The organism is Pseudomonas frederiksbergensis (assembly GCF_001874645.1).
Lineage (GTDB): Bacteria > Pseudomonadota > Gammaproteobacteria > Pseudomonadales > Pseudomonadaceae > Aquipseudomonas > Aquipseudomonas frederiksbergensis_B.
Window position 1 is genome coordinate 4,797,404 of the sequence record NZ_CP017886.1, and the last position, 23,279, is coordinate 4,820,682.

At 58.4% G+C, this 23,279-nt stretch carries 16 protein-coding genes and 2 rRNA genes; 13 read left to right on the forward strand and 5 right to left on the reverse strand.

Going from position 1 to position 23,279, the window contains the following annotated elements; all coding sequences use genetic code 11:
• The first annotated feature begins 54 nt into the window (after window positions 1–54).
• The 7 genes from BLL42_RS23075 to qhpG all read left to right on the forward strand — a co-directional run bounded on the left by BLL42_RS23075 (window position 55) and on the right by qhpG (window position 11,227).
• A 23S ribosomal RNA gene (locus tag BLL42_RS23075) occupies window positions 55–2,946 on the forward strand.
• Between the two features lie 152 nt (window positions 2,947–3,098).
• Window positions 3,099–3,214 (forward strand): 5S ribosomal RNA (rrf, locus tag BLL42_RS23080).
• A gap of 234 nt (window positions 3,215–3,448) precedes the next feature.
• Window positions 3,449–5,341 carry a penicillin-binding protein 2 gene (mrdA, locus tag BLL42_RS23085; protein WP_071554489.1) on the forward strand — a complete coding sequence of 631 codons (1,893 nt, stop codon included), beginning with the start codon at window positions 3,449–3,451 and terminating at the stop codon, window positions 5,339–5,341.
• A 304-nt stretch (window positions 5,342–5,645) separates the two neighbouring features.
• Entirely contained in the window at window positions 5,646–7,550 is a 1,905-nt protein-coding gene (locus BLL42_RS23090; protein ID WP_071554491.1) for a sigma-54-dependent Fis family transcriptional regulator, read from the forward strand.
• Window positions 7,550–9,268 (forward strand): ABC transporter ATP-binding protein, encoded by a 1,719-nt coding sequence (locus BLL42_RS23095; protein ID WP_071554493.1) that lies wholly within the window; start codon window positions 7,550–7,552, stop codon window positions 9,266–9,268. The genes BLL42_RS23090 and BLL42_RS23095 overlap by 1 nt, the downstream gene beginning before the upstream one ends.
• Window positions 9,258–9,935: a subtilisin-like serine protease QhpE gene (gene qhpE, locus BLL42_RS23100; protein WP_071554495.1), complete on the forward strand. Its 678-nt coding sequence runs from the start codon at window positions 9,258–9,260 to the stop codon at window positions 9,933–9,935. Before BLL42_RS23095 ends, qhpE begins: the two co-directional genes overlap by 11 nt.
• Entirely contained in the window at window positions 9,932–11,227 is a 1,296-nt protein-coding gene (qhpG, locus tag BLL42_RS23105; RefSeq protein ID WP_071554497.1) for a flavin-dependent monooxygenase QhpG, read from the forward strand. The genes qhpE and qhpG overlap by 4 nt, the downstream gene beginning before the upstream one ends.
• 91 nt (window positions 11,228–11,318) lie before the next feature.
• Here the strand turns inward: qhpG and BLL42_RS23110 are convergent, their stop codons facing one another.
• Both BLL42_RS23110 and BLL42_RS23115 read right to left on the reverse strand, forming a co-directional pair.
• Complete coding sequence (locus BLL42_RS23110) at window positions 11,319–12,809, reverse strand: aldehyde dehydrogenase family protein (RefSeq protein WP_071554499.1); 1,491 nt, start codon at window positions 12,807–12,809, stop codon at window positions 11,319–11,321.
• A 251-nt stretch (window positions 12,810–13,060) separates the two neighbouring features.
• Window positions 13,061–15,037, reverse strand: coding sequence for an amidohydrolase (locus tag BLL42_RS23115; RefSeq protein WP_071554501.1), 1,977 nt, complete (start codon window positions 15,035–15,037; stop codon window positions 13,061–13,063).
• A 343-nt stretch (window positions 15,038–15,380) separates the two neighbouring features.
• On the opposite strand from BLL42_RS23115, the gene peaA reads away from it, so the two are divergent.
• The 4 genes from peaA (at window position 15,381) to peaD (ending at window position 19,969) form a co-directional block, all read left to right on the forward strand.
• Entirely contained in the window at window positions 15,381–16,961 is a 1,581-nt protein-coding gene (peaA, locus tag BLL42_RS23120) for a quinohemoprotein amine dehydrogenase subunit alpha (RefSeq protein ID WP_071554503.1), read from the forward strand.
• A 95-nt stretch (window positions 16,962–17,056) separates the two neighbouring features.
• Window positions 17,057–18,487 carry a quinohemoprotein amine dehydrogenase maturation protein gene (gene peaB, locus BLL42_RS23125; RefSeq protein WP_071554505.1) on the forward strand — a complete coding sequence of 477 codons (1,431 nt, stop codon included), beginning with the start codon at window positions 17,057–17,059 and terminating at the stop codon, window positions 18,485–18,487.
• A 1-nt stretch (window position 18,488) separates the two neighbouring features.
• A complete protein-coding gene (gene qhpC, locus BLL42_RS23130; protein ID WP_071554507.1) occupies window positions 18,489–18,812 on the forward strand; it encodes a quinohemoprotein amine dehydrogenase subunit gamma in 324 nt (107 codons plus the stop codon).
• 38 nt (window positions 18,813–18,850) lie between these two features.
• Window positions 18,851–19,969 carry a quinohemoprotein amine dehydrogenase subunit beta gene (gene peaD, locus BLL42_RS23135; protein ID WP_071554509.1) on the forward strand — a complete coding sequence of 373 codons (1,119 nt, stop codon included), beginning with the start codon at window positions 18,851–18,853 and terminating at the stop codon, window positions 19,967–19,969.
• Window positions 19,970–20,116: 147 nt separating this feature from the next.
• Here peaD and BLL42_RS23140 read toward each other — a convergent pair whose 3' ends face one another.
• Window positions 20,117–20,512, reverse strand: coding sequence for a lysozyme inhibitor LprI family protein (locus BLL42_RS23140; RefSeq protein WP_071554511.1), 396 nt, complete (start codon window positions 20,510–20,512; stop codon window positions 20,117–20,119).
• An 80-nt stretch (window positions 20,513–20,592) separates the two neighbouring features.
• Window positions 20,593–20,982, reverse strand: a complete 390-nt coding sequence (locus BLL42_RS23145) for a GFA family protein (RefSeq protein WP_071554513.1) — start codon at window positions 20,980–20,982, stop codon at window positions 20,593–20,595.
• Window positions 20,983–21,165: 183 nt separating this feature from the next.
• On the opposite strand from BLL42_RS23145, the gene BLL42_RS23150 reads away from it, so the two are divergent.
• Window positions 21,166–21,624 carry an SRPBCC family protein gene (locus BLL42_RS23150; RefSeq protein WP_071554515.1) on the forward strand — a complete coding sequence of 153 codons (459 nt, stop codon included), beginning with the start codon at window positions 21,166–21,168 and terminating at the stop codon, window positions 21,622–21,624.
• Window positions 21,611–21,973 carry an ArsR/SmtB family transcription factor gene (locus tag BLL42_RS23155; protein ID WP_236721924.1) on the forward strand — a complete coding sequence of 121 codons (363 nt, stop codon included), beginning with the start codon at window positions 21,611–21,613 and terminating at the stop codon, window positions 21,971–21,973. The genes BLL42_RS23150 and BLL42_RS23155 overlap by 14 nt, the downstream gene beginning before the upstream one ends.
• Before the next feature lie 524 nt (window positions 21,974–22,497).
• On the opposite strand, the gene inhA is transcribed toward BLL42_RS23155, so the two are convergent.
• The gene (gene inhA, locus BLL42_RS23160; RefSeq protein WP_071554519.1) at window positions 22,498–23,196 is read right to left on the reverse strand and encodes an isonitrile hydratase; all 699 of its coding nucleotides are present in this window, start codon (window positions 23,194–23,196) and stop codon (window positions 22,498–22,500) included.
• Window positions 23,197–23,279: the final 83 nt, after the last annotated feature.

Consider the following 23,279-nt stretch of genomic DNA (forward strand, 5'->3'; position numbering starts at 1 on the left):
GAATTTTCGGCGAATGTCGTCTTCACAGTATAACCAGATTGCTTGGGGTTATATGGTCAAGTGAAGAAGCGCATACGGTGGATGCCTTGGCAGTCAGAGGCGATGAAAGACGTGGTAGCCTGCGAAAAGCTTCGGGGAGTCGGCAAACAGACTGTGATCCGGAGATGTCTGAATGGGGGAACCCACCTAACATAAGTTAGGTATCTTAAGCTGAATACATAGGCTTAAGAAGCGAACCAGGGGAACTGAAACATCTAAGTACCCTGAGGAAAAGAAATCAACCGAGATTCCCTTAGTAGTGGCGAGCGAACGGGGACTAGCCCTTAAGTGGCTTTGAGATTAGCGGAACGCTCTGGAAAGTGCGGCCATAGTGGGTGATAGCCCTGTACGCGAAAATCTCTTGGTCATGAAATCGAGTAGGACGGAGCACGAGAAACTTTGTCTGAATATGGGGGGACCATCCTCCAAGGCTAAATACTACTGACTGACCGATAGTGAACTAGTACCGTGAGGGAAAGGCGAAAAGAACCCCGGAGAGGGGAGTGAAATAGATCCTGAAACCGTATGCGTACAAGCAGTGGGAGCCCACGTTGTTGGGTGACTGCGTACCTTTTGTATAATGGGTCAGCGACTTATTTTCAGTGGCGAGCTTAACCGAATAGGGGAGGCGTAGCGAAAGCGAGTCTTAATAGGGCGTCTAGTCGCTGGGAATAGACCCGAAACCGGGCGATCTATCCATGGGCAGGTTGAAGGTTGGGTAACACTAACTGGAGGACCGAACCGACTACCGTTGAAAAGTTAGCGGATGACCTGTGGATCGGAGTGAAAGGCTAATCAAGCTCGGAGATAGCTGGTTCTCCTCGAAAGCTATTTAGGTAGCGCCTCATGTATCACTGTAGGGGGTAGAGCACTGTTTCGGCTAGGGGGTCATCCCGACTTACCAAACCGATGCAAACTCCGAATACCTACAAGTGCCGAGCATGGGAGACACACGGCGGGTGCTAACGTCCGTCGTGAAAAGGGAAACAACCCAGACCGTCAGCTAAGGTCCCAAAGTTATGGTTAAGTGGGAAACGATGTGGGAAGGCTTAGACAGCTAGGAGGTTGGCTTAGAAGCAGCCACCCTTTAAAGAAAGCGTAATAGCTCACTAGTCGAGTCGGCCTGCGCGGAAGATGTAACGGGGCTCAAACCATACACCGAAGCTACGGGTATCACTTAGGTGATGCGGTAGAGGAGCGTTCTGTAAGCCTGTGAAGGTGAGTTGAGAAGCTTGCTGGAGGTATCAGAAGTGCGAATGCTGACATGAGTAACGACAATGGGTGTGAAAAACACCCACGCCGAAAGACCAAGGTTTCCTGCGCAACGTTAATCGACGCAGGGTTAGTCGGTCCCTAAGGCGAGGCTGAAAAGCGTAGTCGATGGAAAACAGGTTAATATTCCTGTACTTCTGGTTATTGCGATGGAGGGACGGAGAAGGCTAGGCCAGCTTGGCGTTGGTTGTCCAAGTTTAAGGTGGTAGGCTGGACTCTTAGGTAAATCCGGGGGTCTAAGGCCGAGAGCTGATGACGAGTGTTCTTTTAGAACACGAAGTGGTTGATGCCATGCTTCCAAGAAAAGCTTCTAAGCTTCAGGTAACCAGGAACCGTACCCCAAACCGACACAGGTGGTTGGGTAGAGAATACCAAGGCGCTTGAGAGAACTCGGGTGAAGGAACTAGGCAAAATGGCACCGTAACTTCGGGAGAAGGTGCGCCGGTGAGGGTGAAGGACTTGCTCCGTAAGCCCATGCCGGTCGAAGATACCAGGCCGCTGCGACTGTTTATTAAAAACACAGCACTCTGCAAACACGAAAGTGGACGTATAGGGTGTGACGCCTGCCCGGTGCCGGAAGGTTAATTGATGGGGTTAGCTAACGCGAAGCTCTTGATCGAAGCCCCGGTAAACGGCGGCCGTAACTATAACGGTCCTAAGGTAGCGAAATTCCTTGTCGGGTAAGTTCCGACCTGCACGAATGGCGTAACGATGGCGGCGCTGTCTCCACCCGAGACTCAGTGAAATTGAAATCGCTGTGAAGATGCAGTGTATCCGCGGCTAGACGGAAAGACCCCGTGAACCTTTACTATAGCTTTGCACTGGACTTTGAATTTGCTTGTGTAGGATAGGTGGGAGGCTTTGAAGCGTGGACGCCAGTTCGCGTGGAGCCAACCTTGAAATACCACCCTGGCAACTTTGAGGTTCTAACTCAGGTCCGTTATCCGGATCGAGGACAGTGTATGGTGGGTAGTTTGACTGGGGCGGTCTCCTCCTAAAGAGTAACGGAGGAGTACGAAGGTGCGCTCAGACCGGTCGGAAATCGGTCGTAGAGTATAAAGGCAAAAGCGCGCTTGACTGCGAGACAGACACGTCGAGCAGGTACGAAAGTAGGTCTTAGTGATCCGGTGGTTCTGTATGGAAGGGCCATCGCTCAACGGATAAAAGGTACTCCGGGGATAACAGGCTGATACCGCCCAAGAGTTCATATCGACGGCGGTGTTTGGCACCTCGATGTCGGCTCATCACATCCTGGGGCTGAAGCCGGTCCCAAGGGTATGGCTGTTCGCCATTTAAAGTGGTACGCGAGCTGGGTTTAGAACGTCGTGAGACAGTTCGGTCCCTATCTGCCGTGGACGTTTGAGATTTGAGAGGGGCTGCTCCTAGTACGAGAGGACCGGAGTGGACGAACCTCTGGTGTTCCGGTTGTCACGCCAGTGGCATTGCCGGGTAGCTATGTTCGGAATAGATAACCGCTGAAAGCATCTAAGCGGGAAACTAGCCTCAAGATGAGATCTCACTGGAACCTTGAGTTCCCTGAAGGGCCGTCGAAGACTACGACGTTGATAGGTTGGGTGTGTAAGCGCTGTGAGGCGTTGAGCTAACCAATACTAATTGCCCGTGAGGCTTGACCATATAACACCCAAGCAATTTAGTGACTCGAAAGGGCGCCAGATTGCGGTGTGTGAAGACGAAGTAAACCGAAAGTTTGCGATTCACAAAGCACCGAGCTATCACATACCCATTTGCTGGAGCGTTGCGCGAGTGACGACCTGGCTACCGAATTTCTTGACGACCATAGAGCATTGGAACCACCTGATCCCATCCCGAACTCAGCAGTGAAACGATGCATCGCCGATGGTAGTGTGGGGTTTCCCCATGTGAGAGTAGGTCATCGTCAAGATTAAATTCCGAAACCCCTATCTGCGTATGCAGGTAGGGGTTTTGTTTTGCCTGCGAGAAAGTGCCCTTTGGCTGCACCAACGTCCGACCGTCGTTTTGGCCGTCAAGGACAACCACTTAGGGCATTACCCCTAAAGTGCCCGCACAGTTTTTGGTATGGTGCAGCTCGTTTTTTAATGGACTGATGTCTCGCGCAGGGAATGGCGTTTAACCCGGTCAAAGAGTTGCTGCAGAAATGCCCGAACCGATCCCGATCAAGGACCACGAAAAAGAAACGCGCCTGGTCAATAAACGGTTGTTGGCCTGCGCGCTGTTCGTGGTTGCAATCACCTGCGCGCTGGTTATGCGCATGTACGTCCTGCAAGTGGTCGAGTTTGACTATCACTCGACGATCTCCGAAAACAACCGGGTGCATGTCCTGCCCATTACCCCGACTCGCGGCCTGATCTATGACCGCAACGGCGTACTGCTGGCCGATAATCGGCCAAGCTACAATCTGATCATTACCCGCGAACGCGCAACCGATGTGAAAGGCGAGCTGGACTCGGTGGTCAGTCTGTTGCACTTGCCTGCTGAAGACCGCACGCTGTTTGACAAGGCGATGAAGCAGGCGCGCCACCCCTTTGTTCCGGTCACCTTGTTTTACGAACTGACCGAAGAGCAGATTGCGGTACTGGCGGTGAACGAGTTCCGCCTGCCGGGAATCGACGTTGAGCCGCAGTTTGTGCGCAACTACCCGCTGGGTGCGCATTTCGCCCACTCTATCGGTTATGTCGGGCGTATCAACGAGAAAGAGTCCAAGGCACTGGATACCGTCGAGTACCGCGGTACCCAGTCGATCGGCAAGACCGGCATCGAAAAATTCTACGAGTCCGAGCTGCATGGCCATGTCGGCTATGAAGAGGTCGAAACCAACGCCCAAGGGCGTGTACTGCGAGTGCTCAAGCATACTGATCCGATTCCTGGGAAAAACATCGTGCTCAGCCTCGATGTGAAGCTTCAGGAAGCGGCGGAAGAGGCGCTGGGCGACCGTCGTGGTTCAGTGGTTGCTCTCGATCCGGCAACCGGTGACGTGCTGGCAATGGTCAGTAAGCCAAGTTTTGACCCGAACCTGTTCGTCACCGGTATCAGCTTCAAGGAATACGCGGCGCTGCATGACTCCATTGACCGCCCGCTGTTCAACCGGGTATTGCGCGGGTTGTACGCGCCGGGCTCGACGATCAAACCGGAAGTGGCGATTGCCGGGCTCGACACCGGCGTGGTCACAGCGTCCACCAGGGTTTTCGATCCGGGTTACTACCAACTGCCAGACTTCGACCATAAATATCGTAACTGGAATCACAGCGGCGACGGCTGGGTGGACATGGACGCAGCGATCATGCGTTCCAACGACACCTATTTCTATGACCTGGCGCACAAGCTCGGCATCGATCGTCTGCATGATTACATGGCGATGTTCGGCCTCGGCGAGAAGGTCTCGCTGGACATGTTCGAAGAGGCCTCCGGGCTGATGCCGTCCCAGGCATGGAAGCGCGCTACTCGCCGCCAGCCGTGGTTCCCCGGGGAAACAGTGATCCTCGGGATTGGCCAGGGTTATATGCAGGTGACACCGCTACAACTGGCTCAGGCGACGGCACTGATCGCCAACAAAGGTGTGTGGAACCGACCGCATCTGGCCAAGACGATCGATGGCGTGGCGCCGGTGGACGAGCATCCGATGCCGAACATCCTGCTGAAGAATCCACACGACTGGGAGCAGGTCAACCACGGCATGCAGATGGTCATGCACGATCCGCGCGGCATCGCCCGTGCGGCGGCTGTGGGGGCGCAATACCGGATTGCAGGCAAGAGCGGCACCGCACAAGTGGTGGCAATCAAACAGGGCGAGCGCTACGACCGTTTGAAGACCCGCGAGCGTAACCGCGACAACGCCTTGTTCGTCGGTTTCGCCCCGGCCGAACATCCGCAGATCGTGATTTCGGTGATGATCGAGAACGGCGAGGCCGGCGGTCGTGTTGCCGGTCCTGTGGTGCGACAGATCATGGATGCGTGGCTGCTGGACAAGGACGGTCATCTGAAGCCGCAATACGCGAGCCCGAGTAAATCGCCAGGTGAGCCTCACGTTTGAAGCGCTAAAGCTATAGAGCCTGCTCGGACGGTGACAGCGTTCCCTGTGGGTACTGGCGTGCTAGTGCACAGTAGCAAGCGCTCTACGGCACTTGCCACTCTCTTGACGTTAACGTAAACATAGGCGCTGGCGCCGTTTTCCCATGGCGCAGGTTTTGCTTGAGGGAAGGGCTGTCCGAGGTATCGGGCAAACTTCCCTTTACTGCCATCTGAACCGGGTAGATATTTCCCCATGACGTGCGTGCTTCGTCGCATGTCTGGAAGTGACCCGGCCAGAGACTGGGCGGACCGATCCGGAGCGCTTGATGACTCTTATAAAAACAATAACGCCAGAACTGCAGCATGAAGCCCGGCGGGCCCGGGAGAAGCTTCACCTTGAAGGCGAAGTCCCGAACGGGGTGTTGCGCGCTGAAATCGATGCCTCATGGCGGCGCAGCTTGAGCCATGGCGTGCACTTCAATGGCAAGCATGAGTTGGCGCTGGAATCGAGCGCCAGCCTTGAGGTGTTGCTGGCGAGCAATCGCTTGCTGATCGACGCCGCGATGCCGGCCATCGATTACCTGGCCGCGCGTCAGGGTAAGGAAGGGCTGATCATCCTCGCCAATTCCGATGCGACCATTCTCGCGGTCGAAGGCCGTGCCGACCGTCTCAAGGGCAGTGGCCTGCAAGACATCACCCTGGGCGCCTGCTGGAGTGAAGCAGCACGCGGTACCAACGCCCTCGGCACTGCACTGGTAGAAGCCCGGCCGACGTTGATCGACTGTGGTGAACATTACCTCGACCGTCTAAGCGATTTTTCCTGCACCTCGGTGCCGATTCACTGCCCTCAAGGCGACATCCTTGGCGTACTCGATCTGACCCGTGAAGGCCCGTTGGGTCGGGTGCATGACAGCACCTCGTTGCTGGCGATGGCCGTCAGTCAGATTGAAAGCCGGGTGTTCAACGCAAGCTTCCCCGAACAGATCGTGCTGGCCTTTCATAGCCGTCGGCAGTACCTCGAGTCTCCCTGGCAAGGTTTGTTGGCGGTGAGCCTCGGCGGGCAGATTCTGGCGGTCAGTGCCCAGGCTTGTCAGTTGCTCAATGCCGAGCGCCCAGCCTTGGTCGGTCATCGTTGCGAAGAGTTTCTGGGGGTTGATGGCCTGCAACTGCTGGCGCGTCTGCAACAAGGCGGAATCGGCAGTCTGCAAACCGCCAAAGGCGAGTTCTTTTACAAAACCCTGCATGCACCACAGCGCTCGATCAATATCAGCAGCACGCCGCGCGGCGTTGCCAAAACCACCAAACCCCCGCCCGATCTCGAATCCCTGGCCGGCAGCAATGCGCGGTATGCGCGTGCATTGCGCATGGCCCGGCAAGGCTTGGCCAATGAGTTGCCGGTGTTGCTGTTGGGGGAAACCGGCACTGGCAAGGAAGTCATCGCCCGGGCGCTGCACAGGGCCGGCAGCCGTTGCGACAAACCCTTCGTTGCGGTCAATTGTGCTGCGATCCCCGAAGGCCTGATCGAGTCGGAACTGTTTGGCTACCGCGAAGGGGCGTTCACCGGCTCACGACGGGGCGGGATGATCGGCCGCTTGCAACAGGCCCATGGCGGCACGTTGTTCCTCGATGAAATCGGCGACATGCCGCTGGCACTGCAAGCGCGCCTGCTGCGGGTGTTGCAGGACCGCAAGGTTGCACCGCTAGGGGCGGGTGAAGAGCAAGACATCGACGTCGCGCTGATCTGCGCCACCCACCGCGACCTCAAGCATCTGGTCGAGGACAAACACTTTCGCGAAGACCTGTTCTATCGAGTCAACGGCATCAGCGTGATGCTGCCGGCCTTGCGCGAGCGCGATGACTTCAACGAGTTGGTGAACCGTCTGCTCGGCAAACTGGACGCCCCGACGGTCAAGCTCAAAGAGGACCTGAGCAGTCTGCTCGCCGGTTATCACTGGCCGGGCAACATCCGACAGCTGGAGATGGTGCTGCGTACCGCGTTGGCGATGCGCGAACCCGGTGAAACCGTGGTGAGCCTGGAGCATTTGCCCGATAGCATGCTCGACGAGTTGAATGCCTGCGAGCATTCGCCCTCCGGCAGTATCCGCGAGAACGAACTGGAGCTGATCCGACAGTCCCTCGACAATCATCATGGCAACGTTTCGGCGGCTGCCGATGCGCTGGGCATCAGCCGAGCGACGCTGTACCGCAAGCTCAAACAGTTGCGCAGCTGATGCGTCGCTTGATCGTCAGGCTGGTCGACAGTCACAACTCCCAGGCACTGGACGCCGCATTACAGTGGCTGTATGGCTTCGTGCGCCCGCATCGGCTGGCGATTGCCGGACTGCTCGGGTTGTCGGTGTGCGCCTCGTTGCTGGTGTTGGTACAGCCCTGGCTGACCAAGTTGCTGATCGATGATGGGCTGTTGGCGCACAACTTTTCCATGCTGGTGCTGATCGCCGGGTTGATGATTGTTGCCGGACTGCTCGGCACCGGATTGTCGGGGATCAATCGCTACCTGCACACACGGTTGTCGGGGCGCATTCTGTTTGCCCTGCGTGATGATCTTTATCGGCATTTGCAGACATTGTCGCCCGGCTTTTACGGGCAACGGCGGATCGGCGACCTGATGTCGCGCCTCGACGGTGATGTCGCGGAGATCCAGCGCTTTGCCGTCGACTCGCTGTTCTCGGCGGTTTCCAGCGTCATCGGTCTGGTCTGCGCAGTGGCGATGTTGCTGACCTTGTCTTGGAAACTCTCGCTGCTGGCGTTGGTGTTGATTCCGCTGGACGTGCTTTGGCTGCGCTGGATGCGGCGCAAGGTCGAGCGTGATGTGCGGCAATTGCGTGAGCGTTCGGCGGACATGTCCTCGTTCATGGTCGAAACCCTGCCGGTGATGAAATTCATCCAGTCCGCCGGCCAGCAACAACGCGAAGCACGGCGCCTCGAAACATTGGGGCAGGGCTACATGAGCCAGTTACTACGTCTGCAAGTCACCGAGTTTTTCACCCAGGCGGTGCCCGGCACGCTGACCTCTTTGTCGCGAGCCTGTGCATTTTTGATGGGTGGTTATTGGGTGGTGCAGGGCACCTGGCAGCTCGGCGCGTTGATCGCGTTTTCGACGTATCTGGGCATGGCGGTCGGGCCGGTGCAGAGCTTGCTCGGGTTGTACGTGGCGATTCAACGGATGACTGTCAGCCTGGGTCGGGTGATGGAGCTGCGCGGTGAACAGCCGAGTGTCGTCACGCCAGTAACGCCGCAGCCAATGCCGAGCTCTGGCGAACTGTGTTTTGAGGCGGTGCATTTCAGCCATCCTGGGCGCCCGGTGACTTTACGCGGCATCGACGCGCGTATTCCCTACGGTTTGAAAGTAGCCCTGAGCGGCGGCTCCGGGGTTGGCAAGTCGACGCTGATCGATCTGCTGCAACGGCATCACGACCCGCAGTCTGGTCGAGTGCTGCTGGACGGGGTCGACCTGAGAGAGCTTGCGCTGTTCGAGTTGCGTCAGCGGATCGCCGTGGTTAGCCAGGACATCGTGCTGTTTCGCGGCAGCCTGGCGGATAACCTCGCTTACGCGGTGCCAGATGCCAGCCGTGAGGCGGTGGCCGAAGTGGCGCGGCTGGCACAGCTCGACAGCCTGATCGCGTCCCTGCCCGAAGGCCTCGACAGTCCCTTGGGCGAGCGCGGTCAGCAGTTGTCCGGTGGGCAGAAACAGCGGATCGCCATCGCCCGTGCGCTGTTGCAGAATCCGCTGATTCTGGTGCTGGATGAAGCCACTTCGGCGGTCGATGAGGCCACTGAACGGGAAGTTATCGAGGCCATCGATCGACTGTTTGCCGGACGTACACGAATCCTGATCAGCCATCGTCCCTCGACTCTGGCCGATGCTGATCTGCGCTTTGAGTTGTTCGACGGCGTGCTAACGCAGGTTAAGGTGCTGCATGAAGCTTGAGCTAAGGATTGGCGTGGTCGACAGCGGACATTCCGTGGCACAACGCGGGCAGGTGAGCGCCGGGCGACGGTTTTACCTGGTCGAGGACGGACTCGCCGAAGACGAGCTGCGTGACGATCCGAGCGGCCACGGCAGCGCGGTTGTCGAAGCGATCAGCCGGCGCGCAGCCTCTGCACGGTTTTGCGTAGCGCAGGTGTTCGACCAGCGCGGAGTGACCAGCGCCTTGCAAATCGCCACGGCGATCGATTGGCTGGTGACGCAGGATGTGCGGGTGATCAACCTCAGCCTGGGTTTACGCCAGGACCGCGGTCTGCTGCGTGAAGCCTGTTCGGCGGCATTGGCCCGTGGTGTTTTGTTGTGCGCGTCGAGTCCGGCACAAGGCGAGGGCGTGTACCCAGCGAGTTACCCGCAGGTGGTGCGGGTGACCGGTGATGCACGTTGCGGCGAACACGAATGGTCATGGCTCAACAGCCAGCAGGCCGACTTTGCCGCCTGCGTTCAGGGCACGTACCCAGGGCAATCCGGTGCCAGTCTCGGTTGCGCGGCGTTGACCGGGCATATCGCCAATTTTCTCGCCGGACACCTCGACGCGAGCAATATGCAGATCCTTGAATGGCTACGGGACAACGCCCGTTATCGTGGCCCCGAGCGGCGAATCTGGAAATGAATGCAATCCTGATTCTCGGCGCCGGGCCTGCGGGCGCGGCGGTGGCGTTGGGTCTGCGCCGGCTGGGTTATGCGGTGACGCTGGTCAGTGACTGGCGGCGTTTTGCGGCGCTCGAAGGCGTTTCGCAACGGGTGCTCGAAGCCCTGCGCGGTGCTGGTTTGAATCAGGCACTGGCGGAGGCTGCGTTGCCGTCGCAGCGGCAGGTGTCGTGGAACGGCCAGCAACATGCGCAAAACATCGAATTTCTACTGGATCGGCCGAGCTTTGATCGAGGCCTGCGTGAGGATTTGCGTCTGGCCGGTGTCGAGTTGATCGAAGGCCGGGTGCTGGCGGTCCACTCACAGGCGTCGGGCCATCGGGTTGAGGTCGAAGGTCATGCTGAGTTGAACAGCGAATTTCTGGTGGAAGCCCGTGGTCGTCAAGCGCCGGCGCTTGGTAAAGGACTACGTGGACCGGAGACGGTCAGCTTGCTCAACCGTTGGCAGTGCGCGCCAGGCGACACCGCCAGCGCGGTGGAAAGTCTACAGGACGGTTGGGCCTGGATGGCGCGGCGGGCCGACGGTCAATGTTATTGGCAGTTGACCGTGGACGTGGCCAGCGCCGAGTTGCCGGGCAAAGCGCAGTTGCTCGATTACTGTCGCCAGCGCCGTCAGGACTCGCCGTTGGCTGTCGATTTTTTCGGCTCGCAGCCTGAAATCGAGCTGCAACTGCATGCCCGCAGCAGCACGGCGATTCTCAATCCGCAGGTGTGCGGCGATAACTGGATTCGGGTTGGCGATGCGGCCATGGCGGTCGATCCGCTGTCAGGCAATGGCATCTTTCAATCCCTGTCCTCAGCCTTGCAGGCGCCGGTGGTGATCAACACCTTGCTGGGTAAACCTGAGCGGGCGGCCTTGGCTCAGCGCTTCCATCAACAACGGGTCGAGCAACTGTTTTTGCGGTTTGCGCGCATGGGGCGGGATTTTTATGCCGATGAACTGCGCTGGCAGGACGAGCCGTTCTGGCGTGCGCGTCGACAGTGGCCGGACACGGCGCTGGCTCATGTACCCGCAGAGTTTGAGTCTCTGAGCATTGAGCGCGCACCGGTGCTGCGCGATGGGTTTGTCGACGAGGCCGAGGTGGTGATCACAGCGGATCAGCCATTGGGGATCTGGCATGTGCAAGGGGTTGAGTTGGCGCCGTTGCTGCGTCGTTTGCAAACCGAGCCGGCTGACCAAGCGCTGGAAGGTTTGACGGTGGAGCAGGGGCGGGTGGTACGCAGTTGGCTACTGTCCCAAGGTTTCAAACCGTAGGAGCGGCCGAAGGCTGCGATCTTTTGATCTTGATCTTCGGCATGGCGTAACACCGCCAAAAGATTGCGACCTTCGGCCGCTCCTACGGGGGTTAGAGCTTTATCAACACCGACTTCAACTCGGTGTAATGTTCGATCGCTGCATACCCCATCTCTCGGCCTACGCCGGACATCTTGTAACCGCCAAACGGCAACGCCGGGTCGAGGGCGCTGTGGCAGTTGACCCAGACCGAGCCGGACTTGATCCGTGGAATCATCCGGTGCACGGCCGCGAGGTCGTTGGACCAGATACTCGCACCCAAGCCATACGGACTGTCGTTGGCCATGCGCAATGCATCGGCTTCGTCATCGAACGGAATCGCTACCAGTACCGGTCCGAAGATCTCTTCCTGAACCAGCGAGTGCTTTTGATCGACGTCGACAATCACCGTCGGTTTGACGAAGAATCCAGGACCCAATTGCTCACCGCCACAAGCAATGGTCGCGCCACTCTCACGGCCCATTTCGATGTACTTATACACCCGCTCTTGCTGGCGCGCCGAAATCAGCGGCCCCATATCAACGCTTGGGTCCAGGCCGTTGCCCAGCTTCATGGCGTTGGCGATGCCGGCAATGTCAGCCACCACATTGTCGAAATGCTTGCGCTGCACATAAAGCCGCGAGCCCGCGCAGCAGACCTGGCCCTGATTGAAGAAGATCGCGCTGGCGGCCCCGGCGGCGGCACTGCCGAGGTTGGCATCTGCCATGACGATGGTCGGCGATTTACCGCCCAGTTCCAGGGTGACCCGGGTCATGGAATCCATGGCGATCTTGCCGATTTGCTTGCCGACGGCAGTGGAGCCGGTGAAGGTCAGTTTGTCCACCAACGGGTTGTGGGTCAGCGCAGAACCTGCGGTGATGCCGGTGCCGGTGACGACGTTGAACACCCCGCTCGGGTAGCCGGCTTCCAGTACCAACTCGGCGAGTTTCAGTGCGGTCAGCGGCGTTTCATCCGCGGGTTTCAGAACCACGGTGCAACCGGTCGCGAGGGCCGGGCCGAGTTTCCAGCAGGCCAGCAGCAGCGGGAAATTCCAGGCGACGATGGCGCCGACCACACCCACCGCTTCACGACGGATAAAGCTGTGGAACTGATCGCCCGGCATCAGTGGCAGCGAGACTTCGACGCTGGAACCTTCGATCTTGGTCGCCCAACCGGCCATGTAGCGCAGGAAGTCGATGGACAACTGCACGTCCATGACCTGCGCCACGGCCGCGCTTTTGCCGTTGTTCAGGCATTCCAGTTGCGCGAGCAATTCGGCGTCGCGCTCCATCAGGTCAGCGAGCTTCCACAGCAGGTTTTGCCGCTCCCGAGGGCGGGTGCGGGCCCAGGCCGAATCATCGAACGCGTGACGCGCGGCAAGCACGGCGCGATCAACGTCGTCCGGCGTAGCCTTCGGTACAACACACAGCACTTCGCCGGTTGCCGGGTTGTGCAGGGGCATGGTCTGGCCGTCAGCGGCCTCGACCCACTCGGCGCCGATCAGCATGCGCGGCGCACGCTGGATGAACACCGAAACGGCAGGAAGCAGATAAGGGAGCGGCATGGTAAGACCTCGTCTTGTTCGTGTGACGAGGTCTTTCGCAACGGTTGTGCCAGTTTTCCGGGCCTCGTGTTTATCGGGGGTTGAGGGCCGAGTGAGGTAATGAAACGATGATCGGATGTCGCAGATTGAGACGGCTTGAGACAGACGCCGATGAAACCTGTGACAGCGAGCTTGCTCACGACTAGGGTCTGTCATCCGGTATTGAGGGTGACAGACCTACCGCCTTCGTGGGCAAGCCTGCTTTTTACGGATCAGCTGTCCAGGTTGGCGTACACCTTGCGGCCCCCTTTCCAGGTTTCGCAAACCTTGATGTCGCGGATACTCGTGGCCGGGACTCTTTCGTCTAGCGGGTCCTGTTCGAGAATCACCAGATCAGCAAAATGGCCATCCTGTAACGACCCCATCCAGTCCTCGGCATGGCATTGCCAGGCGGCGTCATAGGTGATGGCTTTCAAGGCTTGCTTGCGCGACAGGCACTCGGCTTCGTTGAGGATCGGTTGCTGACGCGGGTCGCGGATAAACAGACCCTGATTATCGCGCATGCCTTCCATTTTCCGGGTCACGGCTTGCTCCATCGAGCGCAACGGCCCCAGTGGTGTGACCGAACAATCGCTGTGCAGCGAGATTCTCAGCTTGTGGTCCAGGGCCGACTGGCACAGATCAAGCATCCGTGTGGCTTTGTCCTTGAAAATCGCCTTTTCGAAACTGTAGCCCCAGTAACCGACATGACCGATCAGGAAACTGGGAGAGACGCCCAGTCGCTTCATGGTCTGGATGTGGCTGTCGGTCAGCAGCGAGCAGTGTTCGATGCGGTGCCTTTTTTCCAGGCCACTGCAACCGCCCAGCGCCGTCTCATAGGCTTGAAGTGTGAACTCGATCGCCTGATCACCGTTGGCGTGAATCATCAGTGGCCAGCCGGTGGCCACGGCGTCGTTGATGGTGGTCTGATAAGCGTCGGGAATGACCGTCGGGGTCGTGTCTCCAGGATCACAGAAGTTGAAGTTACCGAGCGGGGGCTCCGTATAACAGCAGTACTCTTGGGCCTGGTAGCCCGTAAGCCCCTGGTTGGAGCCATCCGATATCAACTTGAGCCCGGCTTGATAAAAACTTCTGGCGGCTTCCCTGGTGACGGGGAAATCCGCTTTTTTCTTGGAGTCTTTACTGTCGTAGGGGACGACATAACCGATCCGCAGGTTGCGATGGTGCTTCAGGTCATAGGCTTTCAGGACGGTTTTGGAGAATGTGTCCATCATGGCGTCGTAGAGCAGGGTGACGCCCCGGCGGGACGCTTGCTCGAAATAGTCGTTGATGTACCTGAAGATATTCAACAGGTCGAGACCCTGCTTGAACGGAATCGAACAGATGGCCGGCATCATCCCGGCTTTCTCCTGAAGATTGCCGTGCGTGTCTTCGATGTACTCCTGACAGGTCGAATATTTCGTACGCAGCTCTTTGCTGTATTCATTGTTGCTGTTGTAGACCGCCTCGCACGCCGCAGTGTTCAAGTAAATGGTGTGCATCGAGGCGCTGATCATCAGTAACGGGTTTTGCGTCACGATGCTGTCCAGATTGCCGACTCTGTCCCCGGTTTCATTGAGATCGCAGTGAAACGTCGTGAGTTGGTTGAGACCGCCTTTCACCTCCTTGAACGGCATCAGGGCCGGGTCGACCATGCGGCCGAGAATCCAGGTCGAACTGTCTTCGGGAATGTTTTTACGGATTTCACCCTTCAACCAGTTCCAGTCATAGCAGGGGCGTAGCCGCTGGTCTTGTTTGAGGGCATCCGGGTTCAGCCGGTTTTTGGCATGGTCCTCAGGCGACAGCTCCATGATGGCGCCCAGGTCCAGCCAACCTTGTATGGCACACGTCTGCACGATGTGCACATGAGGCTCGATCAGGCCGGGCAGCAGGGTTTTGCCCTCCAGCAACCGAGTCTGATAAGCGATGCCTTTGGCTTTCATGCGCGCCTGCACGTCAGCGAGGCTACCGGAGGCGACGACGTCGCCACCATGGATGCCCAGCGCTTCGACCCGATCATCCATGTTGCCGTCCTTGAGCGGATAAATCACGCCGCCGGTGAAGACGATCGACTCGCTGTCGGGCTCTGGAGCGAGGGAGGATGCCAGGCCCGTGTGGGCTGTCAGGTCGAGGGTGTGTTTGAGTGCATTCCAGATCGGGTTTTCGCAGCCACAATGGGTGCAGTTATGATCATTTCCTTTTGATCCCATGATGCTTTCCTCAGGTTTTCGGTGGTTTGAGGCGTAGGGCACATGATGTGCGAATAGCAAGCGTAGCAGGCACTTTGATGTCGAGCCGGGCGATCTTTGCTTCGTCTCAGAGTGCAACAGTTGTCGCGTAATTAGACGTCTCCAGGCTTTTCCCAGCGTGATAAAAAATCTGAAATTATCGTCAACCGGCTGATTCAGAAGACTATTTTTAAGCTGGCACGCTCCGTGTATTGCTTCTCGCAGACGTTTCTCTTGCCTCCGTCAGTTCATCGACGCCGACGGCAGAAACCATAAAAACGATAAGCCACAACAATAAGAAAGCACCGTGCGAGGTTCGACGTTGATGAAGAGAAAACTCCGATCAGGCATGAGCGCCAGTCTGCTGGCGCTCGCCGCGTGTGCCGCCCTGCATGCTCCGCAAAGCATGGCGGCGCGTGACGCCCAAACCATTCTCAAGGAAACCTGCCAGGGTTGTCATACCCCCGAGGCCGACAATGCCTTGAGCCGTATCAGCCACCAACGCAAAACCCCCGAAGGCTGGCTGATGAGCATCGCCCGGATGCAGACCATGCACGGTTTGCGGATCAGTGATGAGGACCGTCGCACGCTGGTCAAATACCTCGCCGATACCCAGGGCCTGGCACCGAGCGAAACCGATGGCGTGCGTTATGCGCTGGAGCGTCGACTCAACACCGTCGAGCATTTCGACGACCAGACCAGTCAGATGTGCGGCCGCTGCCACTCCGGCGCGCGGATCGCCCTGCAACGGCGGCCTGCCCAGGAGTGGGAACGTCTGGTGAATTTCCATCTGGGCCAATGGCCGTCCCTGGAATACCAGGCGCTGGCCCGCGACCGCGACTGGTTCGACATTGCCCGCAAAGACATGGTGCCGCTGTTGGCCAAGCGCTATCCACTGGATAACCCGGCCTGGAAAAGCTGGCAGAAAACTGCTCCGAAGTCCGACACGCTGGTGGGTGCCTGGAGCTTCAGCGGCCACTTGTCGGGCAAGGGTGAGCTGGCCGGTGTGATGAGCGTCAGTGCCTCGGGCGACGACCAATTCAAGGTCACGGTCAAAGGCCAATACGCCGACGGCAGCCCGTTCAATGGCGACGGCAGTGCGATCCTCTACTCAGGTTATGAATGGCGCGGCAACGTGACCATTGACGGCGTGGTCATGCGTCAGGTGTTCGCGGTCAAGGGCTCTGAGCTACAAGGCCGGATGTTCGACGCCGAGCACGATGAGCGCGGTCTCGACTTTATCGCCGCAAAACAAGGCTCCAGCCGTTTGCTGGCGGTGCAGCCAGGTTACCTGAAGGCTGGCAGCGAAACTGAAGTGACCCTGATCGGCAGCGGTCTGCAAGGCACGCCGAACTTCGGCAGCGGCGTTGAAGTGGCGCAAGTGCTGGAGCAAAGTCCAGAGCGCATCAAGGTCAAAATCAAAGCGGCCGCCGACGCCAAACCAGGCGCACGCGAGGTCATGATTGGCAACTTGAAAGGCGTGACGCTGGCGGTCTACAGCCAGATTGCCGAGGTCAAGGTGGTGCCGGAATTTTCGGTGGCGCGGATCGGTGAGGGCGGCGGTTCGACCCCGAAAGTCCAGGGCCGTTTTGACGCCGAAGCCTGGGGCAAAGGGATCGACGGCAAACCGTATCGCATTGGTGTGTTTCCGGCGCAGTGGAAGGTCGAAGCTTTCGACGACCGCGCCAAGGAAGACCAGGACGTCAAGTTTGCCGGCACCATGCAGGCCGACAGCGGCGTGTTCACCCCGGGTGATGCGGGACCAAACCCTGCACGCAAGATGTCCACCAATAACGCCGGTAACCTCAAGGTGATCGCCGCCGTCGACGACGCAGGGAAATCCCTGACCGGCGAGGGCCACATGATCGTCACCGTGCAACGCTGGAACAATCCACCCATTCCATGATTTGAAAACCTGAGCTGACTGATCCCCCAGGTTTCAGACACTTTTTTGGAATGACAGCAGGCCTCGCCAAACGGGGGTTTGCACAGGAGGTTGTAATGAGCGCTATTTTGAATCTGGTCGAGCGCAATCTGCACGAAGTGCACGTTGATGCCGACCGCATGCTGTTCCATATCCCCAGCAGTTCGCTGTTCGCCAGCGATGAGCTGACCGGCACCATCATCGATACCTTGCGCGGTCCCGGCTGTTCGTCGGAGGACTTGGTCCAGCGCTTGGCGGCACGCTTCAACGGCGAAGAAATCAACGAAACACTGGGCGAGCTGATCTCTCTGGAACTGGTCAGCGACGGCTCACCGCTGACCCCGGACATTGGCACCAAACGGGTCGAACGCACGGCGATCAACACCGTGGTGCTCAACGTCAATACCGGCTGCAACCTGAGCTGCACCTACTGCTACAAGGAAGATCTCGACAAGCCGTCGGCGGGCAAAAAGATGGACGTCGACACCGCCGTCGCGTCGGTGGAAATGCTGCTGCGCGAATCCCCTGACGAAGAGCGTTTTACCGTGGTGTTCTTCGGTGGCGAGCCGTTGAGCAACCGCAAGCTGATCGAGTACATGGTCGACTACTGCGAGAAGCGGTTTCGCGAGGCCGGCAAGTTCGTCGAATTCGTCATGACCACCAACGCCACGCTGCTCACCGAGGAAACGGTCGACTACCTGAACGCCCACCGCTTTGGTTTGTCGGTGAGCATCGACGGACCGAAAACCGTGCACGACCGCAACCGCATCACCGTGGGCGGGCAGGGCACTTATGACGTGGTTCGGCGCAAGGCCGAGATGCTGCTGTCGCGCTACAACAGCCGCCCGGTCGGCGCGCGCGTGACCCTGACTACCGGTGTCACCGACGTCGAAACTATCTGGGATCACCTGTTCAACGAACTGGGTTTTGCCGAAGTCGGTTTTGCCCCGGTGACCTCGGGCGACATCAGCAGCTTCAACCTGTCCAGCGACGAACTGATCGAAGTCTTCGCCAACATGAAGAAACTCGGCCGACGTTATCTGGAAGCGGCACTGGAACACCGCAACATCGGTTTCTCCAACCTGCACCAGCTGATCACCGACATCCACGAGGGCCACAAGAAAGCCCTGCCGTGCGGTGCCGGGCTGAAAATGCTGGCGGTGGATCACAAGGGTGAACTCAACCTCTGCCACCGTTTCACCGGCTCGTCATTGCCGACCTTCGGCAACGTGCACAGCGGCGTGAAACAGGTTGAGTTGAACGACTTCCTGTCCCAGCGCCTGGACCGGACCAATACCGGTTGCGAAGACTGCCAGATCCGCAACCTGTGTTCCGGCGGCTGCTACCACGAGAGCTACGCCCGTTATGGCGACCCGACTCATCCGACCTATCACTACTGCGAACTGATGCGTGACTGGGTCGACTTCGGCATCGAGGTCTACACCCGGATCATGGCTCACAACCCTGCGTTTATCAGCAGTTACATCACTCCGCGCAAGGCTCACTGATATGAAACATCTCAAGGCAATCAATAACAAAGCGCAGAAGCTCGATCAGGCCGCGGCCGAAAACCGTATTGAAGAAGTGGTGGCCATGAGTTCTGTCGCCGGCTGCGCCTCGACCACCGATCCGGGTTGGGAAATCGACGCCTTTGGCGGTGTGGCGTCGCTGTGCCAGCCAATGGAAGCTGACCTTTATGGCTGTTCCGACCCTTGCTGGTGGCCGGCCCAGGTGCCGGACATGATGAGCACCTACCCGGACTGGAACAAGGACGCCCAAGCTTCCAACGAGAGCTGGCGCAACCTGGGCACGGTGTTTCCTAAAGACAAATAGGCAAAAGACAAATAATCGGACCCAAGAAGGATTCCTGCATGCGCCTTATCAATGCCTGCGGCCTGGCCGCTTCCGCCCTCCTGAGTGTCTGCTCACTCAGTGTTCTGGCCGATGAAAACACTGTGCTTCAACGTGGTCACGAGTACATGCTGACCACCAACTACCCGAACAACCTGAACGTCATCGACCTTAAAACCGACAGCCTGTACAAGACCTGCAAACTGCCGGACGCCTTTGGCCCTGGCACCATTCAGCTCTCGCCGGACCGCATGACCGCCTACGTGCTGAACAACCACTATGCGGACATTTACGGTGTCGAACTCGACAGCTGCAAGCCGGTGTTCCACGCCAGCATCACCCAGCAACCGGGGGAGAAAGCACGTTCGATGTTCGCGTTCACCCTCAGCCACGATGGCAAGGAGCTGTACACCGTCGCCAACCCGACCTTGATGCTCAATGACCACTATGAAGTGCAACCGCCAAGACTGGATGTCTACGCCACCGATGCCGGCATGAGCGCCAAGCCGGTTCGCAGCTTCCCGGCACCGCGTCAGCTGACCATCATGCAAAGCGGTGATGACGGCACGCTGTATGTGGCGGGTGCGGACATCTACAAGGTCAACGTGAAAACCGGCAAGTTCGACGTGCTGATCCCTAGCCGCCACTGGAAACGCCCCAACTACAGTGCACCGGACGTGCTCTACGTGTGGAACCAGCAAACGTATCGGCACGACTTCTCGCTGCTCTACACCACCGCGAAATTCAAGGACAAGAAACAAGACCCGGCCACTGCCGACAACCTCTACGGCCTGTTCAGCATCGACCTGAAAACCGGCAAGACCGAAACCACCGATTTCGGTCCGCTGATCGAGATCTACTTCAGCGGCATGCGCTCGCCGAAAGATCCGAACCTGATGCTCGGCGTGCTCAATCGTCTGGCCAAGTACGACATCAAACAGAAGAAGCTGATTAAGGCGGTCAACCTGGATCACTCCTACTACTGCATTTCGTTCAACAAGGACGGCAGCAAGATCTACCTGGCCGGGACCTTCAACGACGTGGCGATCTTTGATGCCGACAGCCTGAAACAGATTGGCAGCATCAAAATGCCGGGCGACGACATGGCGATCACCACGGCGCAGGTGTTTATCCGGTAAAGCTCATGCGATTCACGTAGGAGCTGCCGCAGGCTGCGATCTTTTGATCTTGGCGCCGCTCCAGACAACGAGTCGTCTGTTGGAAAAATCAAAAGATCGCAGGCTGCGCCAGCTCCTACGGGGCTCGTGTTGACTGCGATTTTTTATTCAAGGCACCGGGCAACTCAGGTCGCCTTCCTGGCACTTGAGGTAGGTCTTGAAGGCCTCGATACGTTTTAGCGTCAGCTCAGCCTCGCAGTGGCTGTAGATCATCGGGTAAGCGCTGCCGCCAGCCACCCCGGACGCCGAGAACGTGCACTCGGCATCGCGGAATGTCACCCAGGCGCGCTGTGCACCGACCAGCCGTTTTTTGCTCTCGACGTTGTCCTTCAAACGTTCATTGATCTGCTTGTAGAGCGCGTTGAGCTGGGTGTCCGCCTTCTTGTAGTCCTTGGCGGCACACTCGTTCATCGTGCGTTGGTCGGCGGCGCTAGCGCAGTCGTCGGCATGGGCGAAGGGCGCCAGCAGCAGTGGCGTAAGGGCCAGTAAAAAGCGTGGATGCATGGAAAGCTCGCGTGGGTCTTCGAGGAGTTGAACGGCTGATTGAAGTGCAGTCGCCACGCTTGTGCAACCCGTGGCGGTGGTTACTCGGCACGCCGGGCAATTCCTTCAAAGGCTAGCCACGGCACTGCGTGAGACGTCCAGATATGTGTCTGCGGTGTTATTTCCGGATCGTCATCGAGGCTCGCCACTCGCACGACCACATGCGGCTGAGCCAAACGCTCGGCCATCAGGTGCGAGCCACACCGGGAGCAGAAGTGCCGCAGTTTTCCGGGTGAGGACTCGAAGGATGACAACGTGTCTAAACCTTTGACCCAACGGAAATGTTCACGCATGACCCCGGCCGTCGAAGCAAACGCCGCTGCATGCGCTTTGCGACAGGTATGGCAATGGCAGTGACTGATCGGCATGTCGAGGCTGTCGAGTTCATAGGCGATGGCCTTGCACAGGCAACTGCCGCGGAGTGTTTTCATCGAGTGTTCCTTCACCGGTTTGATGGGCTGACCGACGAGCGGTAGACAGTGGACGTTACCACCGTTAACCGGGGGTGTTGAGCGGATAAAGACGATCGTACTGGCGAGGCATATCCGCTTAATGCAACTCAAAGGTTGCGCATCCGCCTATCCGAGCCTAGTGTTCATCAACGGAGGTGACCTATGCACTCATCAGATCGCATCGAAAGAAAGATCCTGCTCAAGGCTCCACGCTCCACCGTCTGGCGGGCCTTGGCCAATGCCGAGTCCTTCGGCAAGTGGTTTGGTGTCGCGCTCAATGGCAAACGCTTCGTTGCCGGTGAGCGAACACAGGGGCAAATCACTTATCCGGGCTATGAACATCTGGTCTGGGACGTGCAGGTGGCGCGGGTCGAGCCCGAGCGGGTGTTTGCGTTTCGTTGGCATCCGTACGCGGTGGAGCCGGACATGGACTATTCGTCGGAGCCCACCACCCTGGTGCTGTTCGAGCTCGAAGACATGGATGGCGGCACTTTGCTGAAGGTCGTCGAGTCCGGTTTCGATAACATTCCGGCAGAGCGCCGCCTGAAAGCCTTCCGCATGAACAGTCGCGGTTGGGATGACCAAATGACCAACATCGAGACGTACCTTGCCGCCCCCTGACGCCTTAACGCTGGAGATGCCGTTGGCCGCCACTGCGCTGGGCCGATCGGCGCTGACCTTCGCCGCACTTGGCGACGAAACCCGGCTGCGGCTGATTGACGTGTTGTGCGGTGGCGGGGCGATGTCGATCGCACAACTGACCGCCGGCACCGACATCAGTCGCCAGGCCGTGACCAAACACCTGCGGGTGCTGGCTGACGCCGGTCTGGTGCGTGACACCAAGCGGGGGCGTGAGCGTCGATGGGTCTTTGAGCCGACGCAACTGGACGAGGCCCGCCACTCGCTGGACGTTATCAGCCAACAGTGGGACCACGCGTTGGTGAGTCTGAAATCCTTTGTCGAACAATGAATTGCCTACCCTGGTTGAGCCGTACCTGACGCAATGCTCGCGGCTCAGATGCTTGAGACCTGAGGTGTCTAAGGGTTTTCGGAAGTGCTGCAATGGCGAATGTCTTACATGAAGTAGTAGCTATGTCTCCTGTTTCAGATTGGATCCGAAGCGTAATCTACACCCATCAACTGAAGCGCAGGACGCGCTCAGGGTCATGGATGATCGACCATTTGCAAGGATCGCAGCGACAGGATGTCGTCATGGTCTTGAAAACCCGCCTCGGCGGGTTTTTTTTTGCCTGCAGAAAATGGCCGTTTGGGGGCTTAACCTGACGCATAGCCAATGGCTTACGCACGGTCGATGTCATGTCGTCTTTTGCGCTTTTGGTTTCTGGCCTAATCTGACTTTATCAACTGCAGCGCAGGACGCGCTCAGGGTCATGGATGACCGACCATTTGCAAGGATTGCAGCGACAGGATGTCGTCATGGTCTTGGAAAACCCGCTTCGGCGGGTTTTTTTATGAGCGCTGTAAAAGTCCCTTTCAGACCTGATCAAGTGCTTTATCTAGCCGTGCTGCCACGCGCGCAGTGATCAACGTGCGCTGAGTGAGCGAGGCGGCCGAACGCCGATGGGCTTCCTCCAGCACGGCTTTCGGCGCGGTGTGTGGGTCGCCGGAATTGAACGGCGGTGCGGGCGCGTATTCGAGTTGCAACTGCACCAATTGTGCAGTGTCTGCATCGAACAACTCAGCGGCGAGGGTCAGGGCAAAGTCGATACCGGCGGTGATCCCGCCACCGGTCAGCAGATTGCCGTCGCGTACCACCCGATCCCGAACCGGGATGGCGCCCAATAAGCTCAGCAATTCATGATAGGCCCAGTGGGTCGTCGCACGTTTTCCCTTGAGCAATCCAGCTGCGCCGAGTACTAAAGCGCCCGTGCACACCGAGGTCACGTAGCGTGCCTGGGCGGCGTGTTTGCGAATGAACGCCAGGGTCGGTGGATCTTCCATCAATGGCCCGACGCCGCTGCCTCCGGGGATGCAAATCACATCCAGGTCAGGGCAGTCATCGAACGTGGTGGTCGGCTTCAGGACCAGGCCGGTGCTTGCCGTCACAGGGATCAGGTCCTTCCAGATCAAATGCACCTTCACGTCCGGCAACGAGGCCAGCACATCGTAAGGGCCGGTCAGGTCCAGTTGTTGTACCTGTGGAAACAACAGAAAACCGATCTGCAACGTCATGACGCTATCTCCTTGGTCTGCGTGTTCACACCCGGTTCGGGTGGACGGTTTGACGGTATGCTCGTAGGATTTGGCGTGCGCGC